This is a genomic window from Proteiniphilum sp. X52, assembly GCF_003712195.1.
In the GTDB taxonomy this organism is placed as follows: Bacteria; Bacteroidota; Bacteroidia; order Bacteroidales; family Dysgonomonadaceae; genus Proteiniphilum.
In genome coordinates, this window is sequence record NZ_RDSD01000001.1 from 476,595 (window position 1) to 501,033 (window position 24,439).

Below are 24,439 nucleotides of genomic sequence, written 5' to 3' on the forward strand. Positions count from 1 at the left end.
ACTAATCTTTGGAGTTCCTTTAGTTTTGTGACTTTGTTTTCACCACTTTCTGCGGTAAGAGCCATAAACTGATGCATTGTTTCCTTTTCTCCTCGATTTTCTCTTATATATTCTTTTTGTTCTATTAATTCAGATGCTTTTAGATGCGCTAATTGTTTAATCTTACTTATTGAATTTTGAATTTGCTTAATTATTTCTTCAAGATATTTAATTTCCTGTTTTTTTGTTTCATTGAATATTTTCATATTTTTATCGTTTTGTTAAATGAATATTCATTCATTAATTAGTCAAAAAAAATTAAGGCTTTAATCCTTTTAATACTTGGTTTAATGCCGTATTTATTACTTCTTGGTTCAAAACAAATGCTTTTGAAGATTCTTTTTGTTCATCAAATTTTAATAACTGATATAAAGGGGCGAAAGCTAAAGACCAGTATATTTCGAATGACACGAAAAATAACTCTTTTCTTTTTATTGACAAGTTAATCCAATTACCCAATAGATTACCATATTGGTCATTTAGGGAGTTGGTTATTGTATTATATATAGGTGAATATCTGACTTTTTCAACAAATTGAACTTCCAGTGGAAACTTTTTATAGTAGTTATATCTATTTTTCCACTGTAGTCTTAAACCTTCATCGAAATGCATATTCGGATTGAAGTTTTCTAAACTGGAGTCTAAGATTCTAAAACCAAGCTCCATAGAAAGCTTATACATAAAATCATCTTTATTCTTATAATATATATATATTGTTCCCGGTGAAATCTTGGCAGCTTTTGCTAATTTATTAATACCAAATCCTTCAAGTCCTTCGGCAACTACCATTTCTATGGCTTTCTGCTTTAATAAAAGCTCTTTTTGTTCGTCTTTCTGTCTCATGCTGCAAAGATAGAAAATATAAATGAATACCCATTCATTTTATGTCATTTTTTACGAATAAGTAAAAAATTAGTGCGAGGTGCAAGCTATATCTATATAGACTTGCACCTCGCACTAATGATAATAAGTTAATTTACAAACGGTTTTGTATCTCAAAAATATGTTGTACCTTTGAACCCAAGATATATGCAGACAAGCAGAGGTCAAAAGTGGACAAACTGGTCTCTGAAATTTGTGCCTATTTCGTTACCGGTAATAAATTTGGAAAAATAAAGCATTGACTTTTAGATACATGGAGACAAGGTTCATCGACTCTCTCTCTCCGCAATAAAGGGTGTAAATCAAGAAGTTATGCGATTTACACCCTTTGTTGCACCCAAATCTTTTTACTGGTTGAAATATAAATAATTTATGTTTTCACAGACTTCCTTTTTCAGGCTCTTCAGAAGCAGGGTGTATTGCTCCTGTGGAAGATGAAGCACCAGTTCAAGAATGGCAGTTTCAAGAACTGTTATATCATTATGGTCCAAATAGAACTGAGCAATGAATTTCTGCTTGTCAAAAGAAAAATCATTGTTTGCAAGCCAGTCTTTGTATATTCTTTTTTCAAGGAATGCTGTTACATGGCAGTTACATGAAATCAATGCAATAACTTCAAGAGAAAAATCAAATACATTGTTTATTAATAGATTATGAAATGATTTATTCTTTAGAAGTTTCTGATGAGCAATATTTCCATATCACAGTTACATGGTGGTTACATGAAATCATGCCCAATAAGGTATGTATTTGACATACCTACGGTTCTTATTCTCAGGGTCGGCTTCTTTGATTAAATTGATTGCCCCCAACAATTGCATAAGGAGCCACATCTTTCGTAACCGTAGAATTAGTGGCAATCATACAAAATTTACCGATAATCAATTTGTCACCAAGAAAATCATAATGGTATTTTACATTTTTCTCGAAATTCAGAGCATCCTCAAAATCCTCGTAATAAGTATAATCACCTACGATTATGGGATGATGTTTTTGAGAAAACATAATCTTTTTTGTCCGTTGAGCGGATATTTTTCGTTTTTATCGGGTCCCGTTCCTGTCATAATTTATTCGTTATTAAAAAATTGTCTAAATTCCAAGCCGAAATGTGTTCAATTCCCTCATTGGTGGGGATTTTATAGTCATCCATACTCACCACGTATTTATCAAAATTATCTTCAATAAGCTTCAACGAACGGTATTCTCTTTCGATGGTTTTTTCCTCAGTCAATTGAAGTGTTACTTGCAGATAAATTCGGCGTTCGCCTTTAATTGCCACAAAATCCACCTGGGTGTCTTTTATCGTTCCCACATACACTTGAAATCCGGCACGTCGCAAACTCAACTCCATGGGGTTATTGTTCCAAAAGTTGTACTTTCGTATGGAGTTAATTATTTCAATCATGGTTGAATAATTTCCGCAAATATAATTATTTTCAAACAGAGATGAAAATATACTTGGTTTTTATTCCAATTATCTTGCTATAACTGATTAAACTTACTCCTTGCACTGGCTATTATATCGCCGGCAATGTCAATGTAGGGCGTCATCGCCTTGTAATCGCCGTGCCCGTCCATTTCCTCACCACATTTGCCGGAATGCCGGGCGAAAGGGCGTTCAAAAAGCCCAATTGTTTGCCGATAGTACTGTTGCGCAAATCTTTTGTATCGCGTAGGAAATCAACACATTCTGTTAATCCTATTTCGTCGAAAAAGTAACATTCGGATTAAATGCCTTAAGATGATTTTTTACGGCTGTAAATTTCTCGTAAGTGGAATCTGTCCGGTTGTTTTGCTGGCCACATTGGCAGGCGAGGTCATAAACGTGATTTTTTTGTCCACCAGATTGGTGGCGAGACTATTCAGATTTTTTCCTTATTTTTTCTGGATCCGTTAGTCTCCTTTTTCTCATATTGAATAAAGGAGATCCTGCCGTCGCTTTCCACAAATGCTTTTTTCACATCGCTGATATTCTCCATTCCGTTTTCCCGCAGTGAATTCATTAATTCATCCTTTGTCAGCAATTCTTTGCGCATGTTTCTCAGGTTCAAATTCCCGTCTTTGATGATCAAGAGAGGCGGATGCTCGAAAATTTTTTGAAAGAAGGTGAAGCGATATGTCAATTGATTGACCCCGTGGTTGCAAAGCAGGAAAACGAGCAACATGACAATGCCGTCGCCGAGGGTGGTGAAATCTCCCAGAGCATGCGATGCGGCTTCTGTAAGCAGCAAGACGAAAACCAAGTCCATCGCCGTGAGCTCGCCGGTGGTACGGCGGGTGAGGATGCGAAGCATGAAGAGGATGAAAAAATAGAGCGCCATGCCACGAACAATGAGTTCCAGCACAGGGTATTCAGGGATAAAGACATCCTGCCAGTTGTCGGGTGAAAATTTCATTCCGGGTTGAGGGGTTTCTTCAGTTTCTTTACGGCCGGGCCGGTGAGCACTTCGCCATTGATTCCGAACCGGGAACCGTGGCAAGGACAATCCCACGATTTTTCTTCGCTGTTCCATTTGACAGTGCAGTGCAGGTGGGTGCAGTCGCTTTGCAATATATGTTCCTTGCCCGTGTCGTCCTTATATACGGCCAATGAGTATCCTTCGTAGTTGACCACTTTACCTTGTCCGTTTTCAAGGGCGGCCAGTGTCCTGATTTTGTCCACCGAAAACCGGTCAAACAGAAGATGTTTTACTACATCTGCGCCCTCTTTCACGAAATTGGTAAACGATGCGAGCGGCTTTGTGCGGGCGGGGTCGAAGAGCTTTTTGTATATACTGTCGCCTGTGGCAACGAGGTCGGACAATGTTTTGGCGGCCAGCGTCCCGAAAATCATTCCATTACCGGTGTAGCCCGTGGCACAGTACACATTGTCGGGACTACCGGGAAGATGCCCGATGTAGGGCAGTCCGTCCGCCGACTCGTAAAATTGCGATGACCATCTGTATGCTACGCGTTCGATGTCGAAATACCGGCCTACGTAATTTACCAATCTTTCAAAGCATTCGTTCGTATTTTCAATGTCGCCTGTTTTATGGTCTTCCCCTCCGGCAATCAGGTACTCCTCGCCATTGATGACGTGCGTGCGGTAGTAATGGTACGCTTCATACAAGTCGTAACCGAGCGCCTGCGGATAATTGTTATCCCTCAGTTTCAAGGCGACAACATAGCTGCGGTAGGGAGCGTTCCTGAAGTGCATGATGTTTTTGCCGGGCGGCAAATGAGTGGCATATATAACGTGGTCACACACGATATTGCCTTGTTGGGTGGATACCACAAGGTGATCCCCTTCTTTTTCCACCCCGGCGACTCGGCAACCTTCCACGAACCTCCCGCCATCCTTCACATATTCACCCATCAAGCTTTTTATATACTTTATGGGATGGAATTGCGCCTGACCCGGTATTTCCACCACTTTTGTGGAGGGTATCCCAAAAGGATTTATCCCGGTTTCATTCATTTCGATGCCTGCCTTCCGGCTTCCTTCCACCAGGTCGTCGAGGATTTTTTCCTGCTCCTCGTCCAATGAAAACAGGTAGGCCGTGCGGGGCGAATAGTCGCAATCGATATTGAATTCAACCACATTGCCGTGTATGATTTCCAGCGCTTCGCCGGCAGCCAGAGCCAGCAGTTTGGCCGCATCCAATCCAAAATCATCGATGACCTCGTCATAAGAAGCATCAAAAAAAGTATTCAGATGGGCGGTTGTGCCACTTGTAGTGCCGTGCCCCATGTTGGCGGCTTCTATTATCATACAGTCAAATCCTTTTTTCTGAAGATTCAACGCGGTGGTGACGCCTGTGATCCCGGCACCGACGATCACCACGTCAAGGTGGGTTCTATTCACGTCATTTTCGTGTCCATATACCTTGATTTCGGATTGCCAGAGGCTTTCCAATGCTCCGTCTCGTTTCATACAATGGTTTGTTTAATGGAAAAATGTTTCTTTGAAGTTGTCAACCGGATAATGGATAACCCTGAGCTGTCATAGCATGGGTAAGACCCTCCCTTTCCGCAAATAACCGGTGTTGCTGGATAACCGCGTTGATGTACCCTGGCTCTGGAATTCTGTTCTTATTCCTGTCCAGATCATACAAGCCGCAGTTGCTGTATCGATTCAAGTCATCCCAATCGGGCCTGTCAAGCACGGGATATATGCAAATCCCCCATATCGGGACCTGCTTCTCCAATGCTGTTAGGCATTCGTTTGTTATTTCCTCCATCCACGGAACGCGCCCTACGCCGAAATGCCCCGTTTCGGCTAAAAAGAGGGGACGTTCGTACCGGTCATAAACCTCTTGCAGGAGCTGGTGCAGGGGCACCCGTTTCTTTTCCGTTTCGGGCCAGGGAAGCGTGTCGGAATAAATGATCCACTGACAATTCCAGTAATAATTAAGCCCCACGATATCGAGAAAGGATTCATCGCCTCCCAGTTCCGGGCACATCTTGCCCGATATCATGTCCATTGCCTGGTACGCGTATTCGTTCACCTCATGCAGATGGCCCGGTGTGGCCGAACCGTCCCCGTGAATTTTGACCAAAGGCTCGGCCCAGATTATCCTGCAGGCCGGGATGGTTCTTTTCAGGGCTTTAACGCCGATGATTGCAGCCTTGCACAGATGATACTTCACGTCCCATCCGCTGTTTGCGGCGTAAGGAGTCGTGCCTCTGTCTTCGCCCGAGAACCACGATAAAAAGCTTATTTCATTGATGGGAATCACCATCAGATTTTGTTTTGCGTGGGCTTTGTAAAACCGGGCGAAGGCTAGGCAGAGTTTTTCGAACCGCTCGCAGAACATTGGGTGTGTGGGGAAAAGATCGTCGGGATAGCCAAAATGGATCAAGTCCCAAATTTGTTGGATGCCGTGTCTTTCCGCTGCCGAAATGCGGCTCGAAATGTTGGAGAAATCATATTCTTCCTTGGTTTTCTCCACCTCGCTCCAGCAAATCCCTTCCCGTACAACGCGGATCCCCATATCGCTCAGTAGTTGGTAATCCTGTTCCACACGGAAGTGGTGTTCGGTTTCTTTCAAAAGATTAATCCGCTCTCCCTTGCGGTTCAACTGATCGGCACATTCAAATCCTCCCATGAAAAAGGTTTTAAACGGATTACGCGTGAATGGGTCGATCATTTATTCTCCTCCTTTTCGAGTTTGTCAAAAAGGTCTAAGGCATTTTTAAACGCCTGATCCATGTTGAAGTATTTATAATTGGCCAGCCGCCCCACAAAATAAATGTCTTTCAACTTATCGGCTTCGCGTTCGTACATTTCATAAATCTCCCGGTTTTTTTTATTGGGTACCGGATAATAGGGCTCCCCTTCGTCCGTAGTGTATTCTTTCACCACCGTGGTCTTTTCGGATTTTTGATTTCCGAAATGTTTGTATTCGATAATGCGGGTGTAACCGACCTCCTTGCCGGGATAGTTAATGACCGAATTTTCCTGGAAATATTCCTGATCGATAGTTTCGGTCACAAAATTGATGGACCGGTATTCCAGTTTTTCCTGCAGGCTGTGTCTAAAGTCGAAAAAACGGTCGATAGGGCCGGTGTAAAACAATTTCTCGCAATCACTGAATTCATCCTTCACATCAAAATAGTCCGTATTCAACAGTACTTCAATACGGGGATGATCGAGCATTTTTTTGAAAAGGTGAGTGTATCCGCCTTTGGGCAGGGCCTGGTATTTATCGGTGAAATAGCGGTCTTCGAAATTGGTTCTCACCGGGATGCGCTCAAGCACGGATGCGTCCAATTCAGCGGGATACTTATCCCATTGCTTTACGGTGTAATATTTGAACATTTTTTCGTACAAGTATTCACCTATCTTGTTCAGCACGGCCTCTTCTCCGTTAGCCGGGGAATCTATTTTCACCCGGTTGGCTTCGAGCCAATCTTTCATTTGCTCTTCCGTTTGTATGTTTTCTCCAAGGAGCGTGTTCACGGTGGTTATATTCACCGGAACGGGCACCGTCTTATCGTCCACCCTGGCCAACACCTTGTGCTCCCACGGATACCATTCGGCAAAACGGTTCACGTATTCCCACACCGTTTCATCGTTTGTGTGAAATAAATGCGCCCCGTACTTTGAGACGAGAATACCGTTCCGGTCGACGTAGTCGAAGCAGTTGCCCCCGATATGGTCGCGTTTTTCTATCAACAACACCCGTTTTCCGATGGAGGCATACCTCTCGGCTATGACGGATCCGGAAATGCCGGCGCCGATTATGACGATATCTGCATGTTCTTTCATACCGAAACAGTTTTCCTCATTATATCCCTCATTTTCTCCACAGTGGTCTCCCACGAAGTGTTTTTGAGTATTTCGGCGTATTCTTCAAGCATCCTCTTGTTATCGATTTTGCTGTTGGAAATGGCCTCACAAAAATCGTCCGAAGTCTCAACCAGATTTACGCATGAGCTGTAATCCCGCACAACATCTCTTATTTTCGTCGAGATGATCGGTTTTTTTGCCGCCATGTATTCCAATGTTTTTGTCGGGCTGATGTATCTGGTGGAATCATTCAGGGCAAAGGGCATCATGGCTATGTCAAAAGCGGCCAGATAAGCCGGAAGGTCTTCATAATCTTTCATGCCTAAATAATATATGTTTTCCAACCACGGCAAATCATTTTCCTCGATTTTCACTACCGGACCTATCATCACGAAAGCCACATGAGGACTTTTGAGAGCGGTCTCCCTTAACAAATCCAGATCAATCCGTTCGTCAATCACCCCAAAATATCCTACTATCGGATTTTTTATATGGGCTAAGTCGTCAGGAAAATACAGGATGTCGCACGCTTTGGAAAAATGCGTTTCGTCGACCGAACTCTTGAAACAATGTGTGTTGGGATGGTCTTTCCTTTTAGCTTCATACAACGACTTTCCGCCTGTAAACACAATCTGTGAGGCTTTCATGAGAGCCTTCTCTTGAGCGATGAGCTCCTTGGCCGCGCCCTTAAAGAGAGAAAGCTCGTCCATGCAGTCATAAACCAACATGTCGAATTGGAATGTTTCCAGCACGGGAATAAAGGCGGCCGAATAAAACCATCCGATGGGAAATCGGGTATTCGGCATGTTTCTTTCAAGCAAGGCCGGAATTTCGTCTATTCTTTTTACTCTGGGCTGCCACACGTCTATATTGGGCGCAACCCTTTTCTTATGGAAAGTATTTTCTAAGCCGGGCTCGAAATGGATGGGCTCTTCAATTACCAGGATTTTGTAATGTCGGGATAATCGGGTTATCACATGTTGGGGGCGCTGGTAGACGAAACTCCAACGCAGGTGACAGAATACAATCACATCATAACCGGTTTCGTTCTTTTTTAAAATGGAGCGAGACGCATTTTTATCCGGATAGGTGATGTTGACACCCTGTTTGTTATTGTTAATTTTCATTTTTTATATAATCTTTTTAAAATATTGCAAAAATGCTATTCGTGTTTCACGGACAAATATCATGCAGTGGTAAACGATATAAGCAGACACCTGCTTAAGGAAAGAAAGGTTTTTAAAACGGGGGGAAGCCGATTCGGAGCAAGGCCATCTTTACACTATTCCTCTCAGCCCAAGAAAATAGTTTGAGGTAAAACCGAAGTATAGTTCTCCGCTATACTTCGGCCATGTTTGTTTGATTTTTTTACATCCGGGATTATCTTCCGCGAGAGTCGGATTTATCCGAATCCTTATTGCCCTTTGATCCTGAACGATCGTCGGAATCCTTTTTCGTGCTTTTGGAGTCGGATGATTTGTCGGCGCCTTTGCCTTGCTGTGAAGTAGAGCCTTGTTTACGGCCGTTGTCTTCGTTTGTTTTCTTTGAGTCCATAATTGTTTTTTTTTATTTTAAAACCCGATTCGTTTCGGGATACATGTATAAAACCGTTTATCTTCCCTTTTTGTTTTTGTCCTTACGCCCTGTTTAACCATTGTTATACATATATAACATTAAGATTTAAATGGGGTATGGAATCTCCCGCAGCATGCGGTCGGGCATCATGGAATGAAACCCCTGGAGATTAAAAAATACAAAATAACCCTAAAAAGAGGCCCCGAAAATTTGCCGGTGTCCTTTTTTATCCATACATTTGTTCCTAATATTCAAGAAGTCCTCTCTTCTCTGAGTCCATAATTGAGAAAATAGTTAGGTCTTCATGGCCCGGGTAACGGTTTTAGGCCGGATCCGGGCTTCTATTTTCCCATTAGGTATAATTAACGATTGTGTGTCCCAGCCCTTCCCTTTTTTAAATCGGTGTGCTTTTTCATTATCAGCAAATCCTCATAATTAAGCCGCATGATCTTTGATTTTCCCCTGCTAGTCATTTCGCTTAGTATTGGGATAACGCATGTGGAGGCTGAAAGTTATCATTGAAACTCATTCTGTTGAACTCCTTAGTCAAATCATGAACCATTAAAAAACGGGGTTTGTTTCCGATGAATCGGTACCCGCATTTTAACAAATGCGCCCCCCGAGAACCGGAACATGAGAGCACCCCAGGAACATTTTTTTTTGAGGAATGTTTATCATTATGTACACGCTTAAAAGAAAGGAGTTTATTATGGCAAAATATTCGAAAAAAGCACAGGACAAGATTGGGGAAGTCATGCGCGAGTTTAAAGAGGGCAAATTAAAGACCTCGGCTGGGAAAAAAGTAACCGACAGGGATCAGGCCATCGCCATCGGAATCTCGGAGGCGAAAGATTCGGGTTACAAAGTGCCCGAAGAAAAGGAAGGAGACTCTTCGAAAAAATCCAAGAAAGAGAACAAGAAAGAGAACAAGAAAGAATCCAAGAAAGAGAACAAGAAAGAATCCAAGAAAGAGAACAAGTAATCGGGGGGAACCGGTTTGGTTTCGGTTTAGCAACCGGTCATCAGGGTTTGCTGTGCAGTAACAACGGGATATCGGGCTGTTTTGGGGGCACACGTCCCGCTCGGGCTTGCGGGCGGTTTTGTTCTCCCCGGGAATGAAATTATTTGAATCCGCATTCTCGGCAATTCCAACTCCGTGTCAATGACAAAAAATCGACAAGTTGTATGTTGTCCTCAAAAATGGGGTGGTCGTTTTCGGCTCACCGGTAAAAGTATGTTTTTCTTTTTAAAGGTAATCAATATCTCTTGTTCAAGTTTTCTAAAATTTCATAATACCTCCTTGTCGCAAGTTCACTTGGAAATCCTTTTCTACAGAAAGAGAGCTTTGCCAACTTTGGCACAACACGCTCTACCACAATTTTTCCATCAACCGTTTTAGATTTGAGGGTTTCAAAGGCTTCAAGGAAACGACGGTCATTTTTGGCATAGTCATAAAAAGACAAGACATATACATATTGAAACAAATTGTAGTTTCTGAATGGGTATTCGACCTGCATAAATAGCGTACCAATTCCATAGTGGCACGGGCCGATTGGCTTGCGAATAATCCAATGCTCCAGCAAAAATTCAACAGCTCTATCCAGTGCAGGCTCATTGTTGAGATATTGACTAAAACGAAATGCGTCAAGTGCATTGAGCGTCGGTTGCGGATTTGAATACTCGGTTTCTTCCCCATGTCCGAAAGAAAATTTATTGCACCTCCAACCGCCATCTTGATACTGGATATCTAGGAAATGCTGAAAAGTTTTTTGAAGCCTTTTGTCCTCGGCATATCCCATGTGGCATAGCACGTTAGCGGCAATCGCTGTTTGGCAAGGATAGATACCTCCGGTCGGGTATATTCTAAATCGCCCATTCTCCTGCCATGCACTGAAAATCAAATCCGCAGCCGCTTTCAAAATAGGCTCTTGTGGTGACATTCCAAGTTCCAAAAGATAAAGCACACTATCAAAAGTGGAAAAGGGAGAGCCTTTAAGCAGTTTATTGTCTGGTGTTGCCCAAAGGTCTGCACCGTTATCATGTCGGTGAGACAGTATCGCTGCAACATCTGATAGATACTGTTTTTCTATTGCCATTTCCAAGTCCTCCTTGTAAAGAAATTTTGTCGTTGTACTGTTATTGTAGGTCATAAATAAGACAACAGACTGTCATATTTTATACGGCTTTTGAGTCTGTTCCAAAAATAACCTGTAATAGTCAAGACTTGTTCTGACAGCTTATTGTCCGATAGTACTTTTTGAGGCATTTACGCTATTTTCGTGTTTTTTGCTCCTCCACTTTTCCAAGGTGAGTTTTGTGAAGTGTTCTATGCGAAATTCATTCATCAATGGAACTAATTTGTTGTACTCTGTATGGCTGTAAGTGAATCCACATTTTTCCTGTGCCCTTTTAGACTTTTTGTTACCGTCAAAGTAACCACACCAAACGGCAGTCTTACGTAAATCCTCGAAGATATACCTAAGCAATTCGTTCACCGCTTCGGGAATTAGGCCTTTTCCCCAGAATGGTTCGCCAATCCAGAACCCGATCTCACACTCACTATCTGTCATCCTTGCACTGTGAATTTCACTTCTTACAGTCATTATTCCAATGCTACCAATGGCTTCACCTGTCTCTTTCAATACAACAGCGTAAGTCTCTGGGGTACTAAGGACAGTCGTGATGATCTTACGACTGTTTTCAATGCTAGTATGTGGTGGCCAACCAGCCATTGGACCAATATTAGGATTTTGCGCATACTTGTAAAGTGATTCGGCATCACTTTCCTGCCACGGTCTTAAAATCAGTCGGTTTGTTTGTAACTTCATATTTCTTGGTTCTTTTACTTTAATAACTTTGCCGCAAGTTTGTAGGTAAAGAGAATTCGGGGATTGGACAAGTCCCATCGCTGAACCTCATCCCGTATCAATTCCGCATGCTTCTTGCTTATATCCCTCAAAGCATTACCCACGGATTTCCTTAGATACTTGCTCTCGTGCGCCTTGTGCTTGCCGATTAACGCAATGGCAATTGACGGATTCTCGTTGAAGAACGGACGGCTTGTCCAAATCCTCAATCCTTCAGTTACGGCACGGATAACATTCGGATTGTCGTCATTCAGCCACTCTTCGATGAGCGGTAAAGACGCTTCATATCCTCCGCATTTACAAACTTCATCAAAAGCCATTGCAAGCATTTCCTGCACACGCCAATTCTTGTCTATACTGACTGTCTCTTTCAGAAAACAAAGTGCATTATTATTCTCTGTTGCCAATCTACCCAATAGCGTTGTCGCCAACATCCGGAATTGATAGGCTTCATGCCTGAACAGTTCGAGGGCAAGTTCAAAACATTGCTCCTTCGGGTATGCGGAAAGGATTTCATCAGCCCCATCAAGGATGTGGTGAAAACCATGCTCTATTTGCCGTATCTTGTTTAATAAGTTATCGATATCCATTTGTTGAGTGTAAAATTCTTCATTCTTCCATTTTTCTTGTCGGATGCCGGATCACAGTCCTCCGTTTTTCGGGAGCGACTTTCCGGGCATCACTGAGGTAGATTTCATGATGCATGCGCTTATCCGTAATGTCGAGGACGTAGCCCCGGCTCTCCATGTATTCGTGCATAAGTGCGACAGTAACCGGCTCGTCGTCATAAGAACCGACATGCATGCATTGGACGCATAATCCTTCATTATAAGTGAGAAATTCAACCTTGGAAAAATCGGTTTTCTTTTTCTTCGTTGCTTCCCGGATTGCCCACTCGAAATCCGCTTTTGTCACAAAGTCCGGAAGACGGATGACCGATATCCACTTGAAGTTTTCCTTTCGGGCATAGTCGATACCTTTTATGCCATCCTGCCACCAGAAGCCTTCGAGTGGCGGCACGACATAATCGAAATACCCTTCGATGCGATGATCGCCTTTTTTGCTCATTTTGATGGTAAACGCGATTCCATACAAAAGCCCGATCGACTGTTTGTATTCTCCCTCCTCTGCATTCGGGTCTCCCTGTCCGCGAACGGCTATGTAATTCATGCTTGGCACGGTAATGATACCGGGCTTGGTGGGGGGCATATAGAATTCCCTGTATTCTTTTTTATAGTCAAAAGCCATTGGTTTATTCCTCCATCTTATCTATTTGTCGCTTGTTTTGATATGCATCCTTATCTTCCTCTTCGCCCAGTCGTAATGGCTTGCCGTTGTCGAGACACAGTAGGCGCCGAGCGTGGAAGTGCCTGTCCAACCGAACGCCCCCTTGGCAAAGAGTTCGTCGTTGGAGAATTGCCCTATCAGCGTCATTACCTCCTTGTGACTCTCTTTTAATTTCGCCTTTGCTTCTGTCAATGGCGTGCTTTGATGCTTCTTCCAAAACTCCGCGTTCATTGCCGGGTAGGTTTTCCAGTTGTACGGTTCTGGCAGGAAGGTCTTGTGCTCGCCGTCAAGATTGGCTTTTATCCACCTCAGTAGCAGTTGATGCCACTCGTACAGATGTACCAGCACATCACGCAGGTTCCTGTCCCTGCTCCAATGCGTTTCTTTCCCGGCCGTTGCCATTTCGTCGGCAAAGGCTGCCTTCTGCCGTTCTTCGCTCATACTGTCGATGAGTTTCCACATCTTGTCGAATTGTCCGTTGGCGGATGCTGTCAAATCCGCTTTTGTCGTTGCCCGTGCCATAGTCTTTATTACTTATGTCTTTTCTTTGTTTTTCTTGATAAGGCAAATATACTGATTTGTTGCAAAAAACGCCGAAGTTTTCGGGCAAAAGCTTTCTTGCCTTCTCGAAAAAGTTCCGGTGCTTTTGAGGGCTTCTTTTTGAGTTTTTTGCCCCATCGTTTTTGATTAATCGAACGCCTCCAGACTTGAAGAAACTCACACGGCAGCAACAACGGGAGTTTGCGGGCAGTCGCCCGCCTTGGTGTGTTGGGTATGGTACCCCGTGCCATTATTGAGGTGTCAAATCGCCGAATGTGCCGACATAAGCATTTTTGTCCACATAATGCACAAAGGCGAAATGCTGTTGCACCTCGTTAATACTTTGGCATTTCTTCAGGAATGGTTGACGGCATTCTTCCCGAAATTGATTTCCCTTGCTATAAATTTTGGGGAATTCCCGGATTCCGTTACCGGGCCTGGTGCGCTCACATCGGGATTTCCGGCTGTTTTGCGGGGACACGTCCCGCACCGGCTTGCGTGCGGTTTTGTTCTCCTGGGGAATGAAGTTATTCAAGAAAAAAAAGATGTTCTTTTCAACATACGGATGGGCCGTATCGAAAGAACATCTTTTCCGGATCGAACCGAATCACTTTATTCTGCTTTTGCCTTTGGGTTTACCGACATCATTGCCACATCGGTTAAAGAGAGGTCGGTTGATTTCTCTTCGTGCAGGGTTTCTTCCAGTATCTTTGCCACCTCGTAGAGTTCGAGGGTCTTTGCCAGTTCCGCCAGACTGCCGTATGTGGCAATTTCGTAATGCTCCACTTTTTGCGAGGCGAGGATAATGGCAACGTCACGCACCATGGTGCCTTCTTCGGTGTCTTCCAGGACGCTTTCGCCTTCCTTGAGAATTCCGTCAATGGCGTCGCATTTCTTCTTGGCGGGTTTTTGTCCCATCAAGCTGAAAATTTCCTCCAGCCTTTTAATTTGTCCTTGAGTTTGAGCGTAATGCGCATTGATACCGCTTTTCAGCTCTTTTGAGGTTGCCGCGGCCTCCATTTTCTTGAGGCCTTTAAGGATTTCGTTTTCGGCGTAGTAAATGTCTTTGAATTCTTCTATCAGGAATTCTGTGAGTTTGCCCGCGTCTTCTTGACTGAATTTTGACTGGTTTTTACTTTTTGTGGTTGAAGTCTCTTTTTTGTTTTCATTTTTTGTTGCCATAATGTTTGTGGTTTAGGGGTATCCGTTGGTTCGGATACTTGATTAAATGTATGTCTGTAGGCGCCGGGGTTAAATCACCGGGAATTCTTCGGCTTCTATTACCCGTTTGAAGTTTTTGATGTCGTCGCGGATAATTTTCTCCAAAGCGGGGGTAAACAGTTTGGCTATTCCGGCTCCTAAATTGCCTGCGGGAGCTTCATAGGAAATGTTCACCTGGATTATCGTCTCCGCGTGGCCCATATCCGCAAATCTGACCAATCCGGTGTTTACCACTTGTGAGTCGGGCATACTTTTCCATTTGATGGACTCATTGGGGACATCGGAGGTGATTTCGCATTTCCATTCTACCTTGCCCAGGCCGCCGGGGATCCTGGCATTCCATACCGAATGAAGGTCACTGAGTTCGCGTACCGATTCCAGGTGTTTCATAAAAAGCGGCAGGTTTTCGAGCTTGCGCCAGTAAGCATACACTTCTTCCCGCGGCTTGCTCACGGTTACGGCAGTTTCTACAAGAACGCGCTTCGGGTGTGAGGTGGTATCCATGCCCAGCGTATGGTAGAGCGGACAATGACCTCTGACCGCCCTGAGCATCAGGGAGCCGCCTGCGAAAGCTTTCAATAGTTTGTTTCTTCCGCGAAACGCTTTTGAAAACAGCCACAGGCCTGCCCCGAAGGATAGAATCCGTTCGGTGACGCCTACGTTTTGCTGCTGATCGAGTTCAAAATTTTTAATATTCATCTTTTTCATTTAAGTACCTGGTTCGTTCCAAGATACATAAATAAAACCATTTCCCCCTTTTTTTGTTCTTGATAAGATCTCCGTTAATCATTATTAATCATAAGTAACATTTTGAGTCGATAGATTTACCTGTTGGTTCCCTCAAACAGGTCATGATTGGGGCCTTCTGCTTTTCGCTGTTGTTTGAAGTTATTGAAAGTGTAGGTTAATGTCATTGTGAACAACGGGGAGCGTGGATAGATTTTAGTAAGCGTTTCCATTCCGATGCCGGAACGTGTGTTGATATACTTTGCCGTTGAGAGAATATCCCTGACGACAAGACTGGCCGTTAATTTTTGTTTTGGAAATTGCTGTCGGGCAGCGATATTCAGATAGAAAAATCCGTCGACCCGTCCTTGGGTGCTCACCATCGGTCCCACATAATAGGCTTCCAGCCGGACGCGCGAATTCTTTGCCACATCAAAGTTATTGTTGAGGGCTAACTGCCAGTTCCAACTTTCCTCGTCATCATCTATCTTAAACTGGTTTTTTATCCTGTAGAAATAATAACTTGTGTTTGCGTCCAGGTTCCAGTACTTATTGAATTGCAGGTTCGCAGCCAACTCCATACCGGAGGAATAGTCGTTGCCGACATTTGCCATTGAGTCGAGTGTGACACTTGAATGATAGGGGACACGGAGGCGTTCTATTTTATCTTTTCGGGCACGGTGGAAGAGCGTGGCGGAAATGGTATTGCCATTCTTAAAATTATAATGATACCCTCCCTCCACAGAATTCGTGTATTCCGGTTTGATAAACGGGTTTCCCATCTGAGCGGTGTTATAGTCCACGTATACCACATACGGCTCCATGTAAAACAGTTCCGGTTGGGTGATCCTGCGTGTATAGGCTGCCCGTATCTGTGAATGGTCATTTAAAGTATAGGAAACATGTACCGACGGGAAGAGGTCGAAACGGTGGCGGCTATGACGAGCCCATTCGAAGTTGTTGCCTAGTTTGCGATAGGTGTATTCTCCCCGTAGGCCTAACCGGTATGCGAAGCGTTCACGTACATCGGATACCAATGCATAGAGTGCATGTATATCCCGGCGAAACAGGTATTTGTTGTACAGGTCGTCACGCCTGATAAAAGCATCCTGTTCTTGGTCAAACATGTCGATGGCATAATCCCCGTCTTCGGTGTAAGAGAACAACTGATAGCCCGATTCAAACTTTCCGGTTTCATTATCGAAAGGGTAAACATAATCCGCATTTACCTGGCCGGTGAACCGGTACTCATACTCCCATGCGCGATGACCATTTACCTGTTTCCCCCGCATATCCCACAGGTCGGTCTGGAAATTTTCCATTGCTCCCCCTTCGTATAATCCATACAAGGAGGCGGTCAATTTATGGCCTTCCCTTCCGGAGAAGTAATGCTCCACACCCAGGTCGCCTCGTAAATGATATTCGTACAGGTTCACGAAGTCCTTGCCATCAAACGATCCGTATGTTTTTTCTCCTGTGGTTGCGGGCTCGTAAATGTCTTCATAATGAAGCTCCCCACCTCTCCAGCGGTCCCTGTAACCTCCTGTAATACCTGCCGACCAGGTGGTGTTCTCCTTGAACCAGTCGAATGACGAAGTGAGGTAATACCATGCCGTGTGTCTTTTCCTTAAGCCGGTGGAATGGTCTGTGGTCAATAATTCGGGAGTGATGATTCTCTTTCGTTGATCGTAATCACTCAGCACAAAACGGCGTGACGCTTCGCCTGATAATTGCCACCGGAAATCTTTTTTGCGGAGTGCCACCAGAAAATCGATATTTCTCGACCAAACGGAACTTCCCATCAGGTTGACCATTCCGCTCCATCCCTGCATATCACTTTTCTTTGTGTTGATATTGATAATACCGACCGCGCCATCCGCGTCGTTTCTGGCCGAGGGAGTCGTTAACACTTCAATATTGTCGATTTGTCCGGCCGAGATTTGTTCCAGGGTGGCAGCACCGTTCAAGGAACCCGGTTTTCCGTCGATATATACTTTAAAGCCGGAACTACCCCGGAAGGTTATTTCACCTTCTGCATCTACACGAATTGAAGGAATCTGCAGCAGAATGTCCGCGGCGGTGCCTCCCGCGGCGGAGAGAAATTCCGCCGCTTCGATCACTTGTTTGTCCAGCTTATATACGACTTGCCGCTTGCGCCCCGTTACCACCACTTCAGATAGGAGTTGCCCGCTCTCTTCTAACAGGAGATCGGGTAATACGATTTTTCTTTTTTCAGTTGAAATTTCAAATCTGTGGGTTTTGAGTGGTTCATACCCGATAAAGCTCACCGCGATGAAATACCCTCCTTTGTCCTTAGGTGTAAGGCTGAAATTTCCTGAGATATCGGTAGCTGTATAATCGACAGGAGTGCTGTCGTTTGCATTATATAAAACAAGACTGGCAAATTCTACGGGCGTATTGTCCGTCTTGCTGATAATCCGGCCTCTTACCTGATAGTTTGATGAAGTTCCGTTGCTTTGCGCAAAGATATGGCTGACTGCCGGCAAGAAGAGTAATATCAGAATAACGAAAAGGGTTGATAAAAATCTATTAAGGAACCATTGCTGTAAATCCGTTGGATGACTGAACGAAAGAAGATTGGATACTACTGCCTGAAAAATTCGCATACGATATTATTCTAAGAAACTGCAAATGTAAGTAAAATTAAACTATCAAAAAATGTGATTGCGTATTTCATCATTCTGCGCCTTTACGCATCTTCCTTTTCAATCGCTATATTAGCCCGCTATGGAATTCTCACCACCTTATCAACCACTCCTTCAAAGTCTTTCAGGTGGGTGGCCATCAGTATGGTGATGTCAGGATACTCTGATTTAATATTACGGAAAATATCGATTGCGTTTTCGGCACTGATACCCGCGGTGGGTTCGTCCACGACCAGCAGTTGCGGCTCCTTGAGGAGCGCCTGTGCCAACAGTAACTTCTTCCGCTGTCCGCCGCTGAGCGTTTCGCCGTTTTCACCCAGCCAGCTTCCCAGGCCATCGGGAAGTGATGACCGCCAGCTGGAGAGATCGACTGTTTTCAACACCTGCTCAATGGCTTCATCCGGATAGCCTTCGAAATTTTCACGTAAGGTGCCGGTAAGCAGGTAGGCCTTTTGAGTGACGTAGACAGCTTCAGGCACGGGTAAATGGGTCAACTCCTTGTCACTGTTCCATGTCAATGAGCCGCCACGCCGGTACTCAGGGTAGAAAAGGCTGTTCAGCAGGGTGGTTTTCCCTTTCCCTGTTTCGCCAAAGAGTGCGATCCATTCTCCCTTTTTAATCTCTAACGACACATCGGCAGTGCGTACGGGCGTATCGGGGATTTTCGCGCTTACACCATCCAGGGTTAGATTTTCCAGGGCAGAACTTACCTGTGCCGTCTCAACGGGTTGTTCACCTTGCTTGATAATCGACTCCACATCGCCGATCTGATGCTTGACCGCACTTTTTTCCGATTTTCCCGAGAAAAGCATCTCCGATAATTCGGCCTGCGCCATGATGCCAAAGAATATCCCGATGGCGGAGGAAGCATCAATACCGTAATTTCCCGAATTCCAGAGCAGGAAAGCGGCTATATAGCTAAATCCGAGTCCGGCAATCAGTTGCAGATAGAATGAGTTGGTTTGCAGTTTATTTTCCAATCGTTCAAGTTGTCCCAATCTTTGCTCGTATTGCCCGATCACCTTCTCCTCCATATTGTATTTCGAGATCTCTATCCGCCCCCGGAAACTTTGGATAAGTTCCCGGTTGTTTTCGTCCCGATATGTTTTCAGTGACTCGTAGAGTTTTCCGTTTTTCTGGAAAAAGAGTTGGGGGACAATGAACAGGAGTATGGCGGCAGAAATCAAAAACTCTAGGGCTATGACCTGTGAGAAGAGGATAAGAAAAACAAAGTAGATGACAAGGGAAACGACCAATGCCGTGAGGGGTAAAAGCCATAAGAGGACGTAATTGAGTATCTGTTCGACACCTTGGGTGCTGTTCTCCAACAATGTCGAGTTGTTGTTGACCTGTTTTTTGAAATAGGGGAATTTGGCCACCGCCCGGAATATCCTTAATTGGATACGCTGCTGTGCGTCGAGGGTGGTTGCATGATTCTCTATCCGATCGAAATACCTTGTCGCGGTGCGTAGCAACGCCAATAGACGGATGATGGCAGAGGGGATCAGATAGGAGAAGGTGGTGCTGGCCGTGATGAATGCCACGCTACAGACGGCCAGAAACCATCCCGAGATGGCCGGGAGGGCTATAAATGCAGCCGTCCATAGGGCGAGCAGCAAGAAACCTCTTGCCCATTTACCCGCGAAGGGCTGCAATATATGTTCTACAACAAACTTGTGCATACGGTTAATTTACTTTTTCGACCATAATTGAATGAGAGATCGGGCGGCTCAGTAGTCCCATTGTCCCATCAGCTTTATCATTCACATTGGCACATTATCCACATCATTCACATTGGCACATTATTCACATTGGCATATTGGCACATTAAACCTGTTCCCCCCAGTTTAAGTTTAATGTGACGTCGGCCACAGCGTCGAACATTTTCTCGTGCGAAGCCACAATCACCAACCGTTCTTCGGCCAATTTAATAATTTGAGGAAGAATGATTTCGATGGTATCGCTATCCAAATTGGACGTGGGTTCGTCCATGATCGCTACCGGCCTGGGATGCAACATCATCCGGGCAAGCGTCACCAGTTGTCTTTCTCCACCCGAAAGTTGTTTTCCGTTATGACTCAATTCGGTTTGCCACCCATCCTCCTTTTTAGCAAGTATCTTGTCCAGGAATTCAGGATACCAAGCCTGTTTGTCCGCCTCTTTCTCAAGGAAGACGTTGTATCGCAGCGTGCCGTCGAAGATGAATGGGAACTGGTTCATATAGGACGAGTGCTGTTTTAACCACAGGTGAGACCACGCATTGTCATTGCCGTTGACTGAAACCATACCCTCCTGGGGGAACAGGCTGCCTGTGCAGATTTTCAGCAGAGTGGATTTTCCTGAACCCGAAATGCCTTTCACCAATACCAATCCTCTCACAGGCAATTGCAGGTTGATATTATTCAGCACTTTGACCGGCGAGTCGGGATAGGTGAAATGTAAACCTTTGATCTCAAAGTTATTGATATTTTCATTCAGGTCGGCCGCCGCGGGGATGACCTCCCGGTTGAGTATCGGCATCAATAGTTCTGCCGAGGCCAAGGCCTTGTTCCGGTCGTGATAGGCACTTACGAATTTCCGCAAATAGAAGAAAAAATAAGGTGTGATGGTCAGCAAAAACAATGCAGTGCCGAAATCATAACCTTTCCCGTAATGGGGACCGGGCATAATCCCGAGCAAGCTCATTCCCAGGTAAATGGCGATAGCGGCAATGGCGATTGTGACGAAAAGTTCGAGCGCTGTGGACGATAGGAATGCAACCCGCATGACACTGGTGGTCGCTTTACTCAGCTCCTTACCCTTTCCCGATAAAAAGCGGTACTGCGCTTTGAAGTTGTCCAGATTGACGATCTCCGCAATGGTTTGGAGACGGTTGTAAAACACCGCCGAATATTTCAGGAAGAGATTGGTATGTTTTCTGTGAAGCGCTTCAGCGCCTATCCCGATGACCGCCATCTGCATGGGGATGACCAGCAACGATAGCAGCAATATGATCCCTACCCATCTTTCAATCCAGAAACAGACGATCAATAACACTGTGCTGACCAAAGCCGTAGCCACAGAGTAGGGGATAAAGAAAGCGTAAAAAGGCTTCAGATCGTCGCTTATCCTTGTAACGTACAAAGCGCTTGAGGTGGAGTCCAGTTGACTGTTGTTAAGTAACAGCGGATATATTTTTTTCTTGATTTTGGAAACGATTATATTGCCGGCATTGTAGTTGCACTGCGAAGCAAAATGGGCGAAAACATACCTGCCGGTGAGAAACAGTGACGCATACAGCAGTCTATGGGGTTGCACAATCCCCTTGTCGAGCCACGCTGCGGCGAAATCCGACAAATACCAGCAAAAACCAACGAAAGAGGCCGCGCTAATCACGGTAAATACCGAGGCAGCCAAATAGGCTCCTTTTGCTTCTGCTATCCTCTTGCCCAGCCATCGTGAAGCGCTTTCCTGATGTGAACTCATTAATTATCTGTGATCTTAATTCCCCTTTTTCTGAATTGAATGGGTTTTATTATCAGCAAAGATAATTATTTCAGGCAAATAAAAGCCACAAAACAAATAAGACTGTGGGAGATTGCAGCCGGTTGCACCGGATTGGCACGTATAGCCCGGAACTTTCGTGTTGAGAATGTTAATCTCGTGATGAAAGGAATTTGCGGCCAGTGCGTCCGGTAAGCAATTCCGGTTAATAATAATTCAAACTGGCTTTTTTCATGACCTGCTAGCGTCCAAAGGCAAAATAGGGCGATAACAAATGCTTTTTCCCTTTAAGCCAGTTGGAGACCATCTGCATTCCAGTTACGGAGAAGGTGATACCGTTGCCGCCAAAACCACAGACAAAATAAGCGTTTTTGAAATCGGCGTGTTCGCCGATGTAGGGTAAGCCGTCTTTGGTCTCGCCGAAAGTGCCTGCCCAGGCGAAATCGGAATAAAATGCTTTGCCGGGAAACAATTTTTTGAACGCATTGACCAGCTTCTCCTCTTTCTTGCCGATCAGTGCATCACGTTTGGGGGGATTCCGGAATTCTTCGTCTTCACCTCCAATCAAGAAACGGCCATCATCCGAAGTACGCATGTATAAATAAGGATCGGCTGTATTCCAGATGAGTATATCTTTATATTGACGGTAGAGTTTTTCGTCCACCTCCGAAATAATGGCATAGGTGCTGAGCAGATCCACGAACTTCTCCCTGATCATGTTGGCGGCTTCGTAACCCACGCAATAGATGACCTTTTTCGCTTTGATAACCGCTCCAGTAGCAGTAGTACAGAGATTGAACCCTCTTTTGTGCTCCACACCGGTCAGTTCGGTTTTATCATAAACCTGTAGTCCTTTCTTGTGATTGTATTGCAAAAGCTCGTGTGCCAGGCAGAAAGCATCTATGCTCCCCCCCTGTTTAGAAAGAATGCCTCCGTATGTTCCGTGTATGCCATATTTTTTCAGGATTTCCTCTGCCTCGAGCCATTTTCCCTCAAATCCGGCCTTATTTCTTGTTTCAAGTTCCTTCTTGAGCCAATCCACATCTTTTTTACAGGCGGCAAAATAGAGTGAGTCTTTTTTCTCGAAACCGGCTTTTGATTGTATCCTCGAAGCAATTTCCCCCAATTGGTCTATTGCCTGGTAACAAGCATCGTAACTTGCCACGGCTCCTTTCTCGCCGACCAATTCAATCAATTTATACAAAGGGGTGTCGATCTCGAATTGGAGCATCGATGTGGTGGCGGACGAGCTTCCATTGCATACCTCGCGCCTGTCTATCAGTATCGTTTTATATCCTTCTCCCACACATTGGTGTGCTATCAAACTGCCTGTAATGCCGCCGCCAACCACCAGCACGTCGCATTCTTCATTGCGGTGAAGTGAGGGATAAGATGCCGGTAATCCGTTCTTTACCAACCAGAATGGTTCATTGGATTTTAGATCCATATTCTTTGGTGTGAAAGTGGTAATATATCATAAGCGTGATTCCTCCTAAATATAATATTCCATCAGATCGAGCAGGCCGGCTTGCAGGGCATATTTTGTGGCTTCATGCGCATTGTTTACGGCCAGCTTCCTGAAAATATTCCGGCGGTGGGTATTTACGGTATGGAAACTGAGGTGTTTCTCAAAAGCTATTTCTTTGGTGGTTTTCCCCAGGGCTATTTCCCGCAGAATACTTTTTTCGGAGGGGGTCAGGGTATCCGACTCTTTTTTCCGGAGGTTACCGTCCTTTAGTACCGACTCAGCAATATCGCATAGATAGGTTTCACCGTAGGTGGCACAGGTAATGGCATCACGGATATTTTGTAGCGGATTGTGCTTCATCACTACGCTGATACTGGGATCGATCAACAATATCTGATGTAAAAAACGCTCCTCCAACTCGTCAGAAAACAAAATCCATGACGATGCTTTTGCTCCCATCTTCATGTTTAAAAGTTGATTGACGGAAACAAAATCAAATAGCGTGTAATCCAGTATCACAACCGATTCGGGATAGCTGCGCAATCGTGCCTGCAACTCGCTGCGGCTACGAGCCGTTTCCACACGGTTTTTCATATCCTGTGATCTCAGTACGGATATAACTCCTTCCCGTGTAATATCTTGATTGTCCGCGATGATATAAGTACGCATTTTATTGTGTGAATGAACTGGCTACGAAGTTAAACAAAAGTTTCAAAAGATCCTTTATGGAAGCCCTGTTTTTGTGTAAAAAGGTTATATTTGCAGTATATATGAAGCGCCTCGTCTTGGCTTTTATTATGTTTGTGATTCGGTTTTCAAACCCTGGCAATGATGGATATCGATATAGAGAAGTTGGTGGGAGAATGTGTTTTTACTGCTGTGAGGAGTAGTGGCAGTGGGGGACAGAACGTGAATAAAGTGGCCTCGAAGGTGGTGCTTTCGTTCGATGTGAATGCTTCCGACACCCTTACTGATATCCAGAAACGGTTGATCCTGGTGAAATTATCCAACCGCGTCAATAAAAACGGAGTATTGCAGGTCAGTAGCGACTCAGAGCGTACCCAGTGGCTGAACAAAAAAGCGGCAATAGGGAAATTCCGGATTCTGATCCGTCAGGCCCTGAAAACGGAAACGAAACGGATCGCGACCAAACCGACATTTCAGTCCATACAAAAACGGTTGGATGATAAAAAGCGGCAATCCGGGAAAAAACGCCTCCGCTCCGGAGATTTTGACAGGTAGATTTTTCCGGTTCTTCCGGATATGCCACTCTATTTACCCATCGTTAGAACGAAAAATATTTCCCTACGATATCCTTTTTTCAATATACTATATTTGTGGTATTGTCATACTTTATCCCTTGCCCTATCTTTGCATCGTTAAAACAAGGCTAAAAGTAAGAAAATAATGAGAA

The 24,439-nt window shown here is 44.6% G+C and carries 23 protein-coding genes and 3 pseudogenes; 2 read left to right on the forward strand and 24 right to left on the reverse strand.

The genetic code is table 11. The features are described from left to right. Positions 1–297: 297 nt before the first annotated feature. From D7D25_RS01770 to D7D25_RS17915, 11 genes and pseudogenes are all read right to left on the reverse strand, one after another. Entirely contained in the window at positions 298–882 is a 585-nt protein-coding gene (locus D7D25_RS01770; protein WP_122967230.1) for a TetR/AcrR family transcriptional regulator, read from the reverse strand. Between the two features lie 404 nt (positions 883–1,286). Continuing rightward, a pseudogene (locus tag D7D25_RS18395) lies at positions 1,287–1,526 on the reverse strand (hypothetical protein); the annotation flags it as partial. Positions 1,527–1,776: 250 nt separating this feature from the next. Continuing rightward, positions 1,777–1,985: pseudogene (locus D7D25_RS18720) on the reverse strand (chloramphenicol acetyltransferase); the annotation flags it as partial. Next, positions 1,982–2,326, reverse strand: a complete 345-nt coding sequence (locus tag D7D25_RS01785) for a hypothetical protein (protein WP_255417134.1) — start codon at positions 2,324–2,326, stop codon at positions 1,982–1,984. The gene D7D25_RS01785 and the pseudogene D7D25_RS18720, both read right to left, overlap by 4 nt. A 214-nt stretch (positions 2,327–2,540) precedes the next feature. Next, positions 2,541–2,728: pseudogene (locus D7D25_RS18405) on the reverse strand (site-specific integrase); the annotation flags it as partial. Between the two features lie 55 nt (positions 2,729–2,783). Further along, positions 2,784–3,317: a DUF421 domain-containing protein gene (locus D7D25_RS01795; RefSeq protein ID WP_158602510.1), complete on the reverse strand. Its 534-nt coding sequence runs from the start codon at positions 3,315–3,317 to the stop codon at positions 2,784–2,786. After that, complete coding sequence (locus D7D25_RS01800; protein ID WP_122967232.1) at positions 3,314–4,834, reverse strand: FAD-dependent oxidoreductase; 1,521 nt, start codon at positions 4,832–4,834, stop codon at positions 3,314–3,316. The genes D7D25_RS01795 and D7D25_RS01800 overlap by 4 nt, the downstream gene beginning before the upstream one ends. 40 nt (positions 4,835–4,874) lie before the next feature. Further along, a complete protein-coding gene (locus D7D25_RS01805; RefSeq protein ID WP_185140197.1) occupies positions 4,875–6,050 on the reverse strand; it encodes a hypothetical protein in 1,176 nt (391 codons plus the stop codon). Continuing rightward, on the reverse strand, positions 6,047–7,171 hold the full coding sequence (gene glf, locus D7D25_RS01810) for a UDP-galactopyranose mutase (protein WP_122967233.1): 1,125 nt from the start codon (positions 7,169–7,171) through the stop codon (positions 6,047–6,049). Before glf ends, D7D25_RS01805 begins: the two co-directional genes overlap by 4 nt. After that, the gene (locus D7D25_RS01815; protein ID WP_122967234.1) at positions 7,168–8,319 is read right to left on the reverse strand and encodes a glycosyltransferase; all 1,152 of its coding nucleotides are present in this window, start codon (positions 8,317–8,319) and stop codon (positions 7,168–7,170) included. Before D7D25_RS01815 ends, glf begins: the two co-directional genes overlap by 4 nt. A 253-nt stretch (positions 8,320–8,572) precedes the next feature. Next, entirely contained in the window at positions 8,573–8,746 is a 174-nt protein-coding gene (locus tag D7D25_RS17915; protein WP_158602511.1) for a hypothetical protein, read from the reverse strand. Between the two features lie 730 nt (positions 8,747–9,476). Between D7D25_RS17915 and D7D25_RS01820 the strand changes: the two genes are divergently transcribed. After that, the gene (locus D7D25_RS01820) at positions 9,477–9,749 is read left to right on the forward strand and encodes a DUF6496 domain-containing protein (protein ID WP_122967364.1); all 273 of its coding nucleotides are present in this window, start codon (positions 9,477–9,479) and stop codon (positions 9,747–9,749) included. A 274-nt stretch (positions 9,750–10,023) separates the two neighbouring features. Here D7D25_RS01820 and D7D25_RS01825 read toward each other — a convergent pair whose 3' ends face one another. From D7D25_RS01825 to D7D25_RS01885, 13 genes are all read right to left on the reverse strand, one after another. Next, positions 10,024–10,863, reverse strand: a complete 840-nt coding sequence (locus D7D25_RS01825; RefSeq protein ID WP_122967365.1) for a prenyltransferase — start codon at positions 10,861–10,863, stop codon at positions 10,024–10,026. Between the two features lie 141 nt (positions 10,864–11,004). Then, on the reverse strand, positions 11,005–11,595 hold the full coding sequence (locus tag D7D25_RS01830; protein ID WP_122967235.1) for a GNAT family N-acetyltransferase: 591 nt from the start codon (positions 11,593–11,595) through the stop codon (positions 11,005–11,007). A 14-nt stretch (positions 11,596–11,609) separates the two neighbouring features. After that, a complete protein-coding gene (locus D7D25_RS01835) occupies positions 11,610–12,224 on the reverse strand; it encodes a DNA alkylation repair protein (RefSeq protein WP_122967236.1) in 615 nt (204 codons plus the stop codon). Between the two features lie 19 nt (positions 12,225–12,243). After that, on the reverse strand, positions 12,244–12,882 hold the full coding sequence (locus tag D7D25_RS01840; protein ID WP_122967237.1) for a GyrI-like domain-containing protein: 639 nt from the start codon (positions 12,880–12,882) through the stop codon (positions 12,244–12,246). A gap of 21 nt (positions 12,883–12,903) precedes the next feature. Further along, positions 12,904–13,443 carry a ClbS/DfsB family four-helix bundle protein gene (locus tag D7D25_RS01845; protein ID WP_122967238.1) on the reverse strand — a complete coding sequence of 180 codons (540 nt, stop codon included), beginning with the start codon at positions 13,441–13,443 and terminating at the stop codon, positions 12,904–12,906. A gap of 268 nt (positions 13,444–13,711) precedes the next feature. After that, entirely contained in the window at positions 13,712–13,996 is a 285-nt protein-coding gene (locus D7D25_RS01850; protein WP_122967239.1) for a hypothetical protein, read from the reverse strand. 77 nt (positions 13,997–14,073) lie between these two features. Beyond that, a complete protein-coding gene (locus D7D25_RS01855; protein ID WP_122967240.1) occupies positions 14,074–14,643 on the reverse strand; it encodes a ferritin-like domain-containing protein in 570 nt (189 codons plus the stop codon). Between the two features lie 69 nt (positions 14,644–14,712). Next, the gene (locus D7D25_RS01860) at positions 14,713–15,381 is read right to left on the reverse strand and encodes an SRPBCC family protein (RefSeq protein ID WP_158602512.1); all 669 of its coding nucleotides are present in this window, start codon (positions 15,379–15,381) and stop codon (positions 14,713–14,715) included. A 125-nt stretch (positions 15,382–15,506) separates the two neighbouring features. Next, the gene (locus tag D7D25_RS01865; protein ID WP_122967242.1) at positions 15,507–18,035 is read right to left on the reverse strand and encodes an outer membrane beta-barrel family protein; all 2,529 of its coding nucleotides are present in this window, start codon (positions 18,033–18,035) and stop codon (positions 15,507–15,509) included. A 119-nt stretch (positions 18,036–18,154) separates the two neighbouring features. Beyond that, positions 18,155–19,756, reverse strand: coding sequence for an ATP-binding cassette domain-containing protein (locus D7D25_RS01870; RefSeq protein ID WP_122967243.1), 1,602 nt, complete (start codon positions 19,754–19,756; stop codon positions 18,155–18,157). 145 nt (positions 19,757–19,901) lie between these two features. Further along, complete coding sequence (locus D7D25_RS01875; protein ID WP_122967244.1) at positions 19,902–21,539, reverse strand: ATP-binding cassette domain-containing protein; 1,638 nt, start codon at positions 21,537–21,539, stop codon at positions 19,902–19,904. Positions 21,540–21,798: 259 nt separating this feature from the next. After that, positions 21,799–23,004, reverse strand: coding sequence for an FAD-binding oxidoreductase (locus tag D7D25_RS01880; RefSeq protein ID WP_122967245.1), 1,206 nt, complete (start codon positions 23,002–23,004; stop codon positions 21,799–21,801). Positions 23,005–23,049: 45 nt separating this feature from the next. After that, a complete protein-coding gene (locus D7D25_RS01885; RefSeq protein WP_122967246.1) occupies positions 23,050–23,694 on the reverse strand; it encodes a response regulator transcription factor in 645 nt (214 codons plus the stop codon). Between the two features lie 159 nt (positions 23,695–23,853). On the opposite strand from D7D25_RS01885, the gene arfB reads away from it, so the two are divergent. Beyond that, positions 23,854–24,267, forward strand: coding sequence for an alternative ribosome rescue aminoacyl-tRNA hydrolase ArfB (gene arfB / locus D7D25_RS01890; RefSeq protein WP_255417135.1), 414 nt, complete (start codon positions 23,854–23,856; stop codon positions 24,265–24,267). Positions 24,268–24,439: the final 172 nt, after the last annotated feature.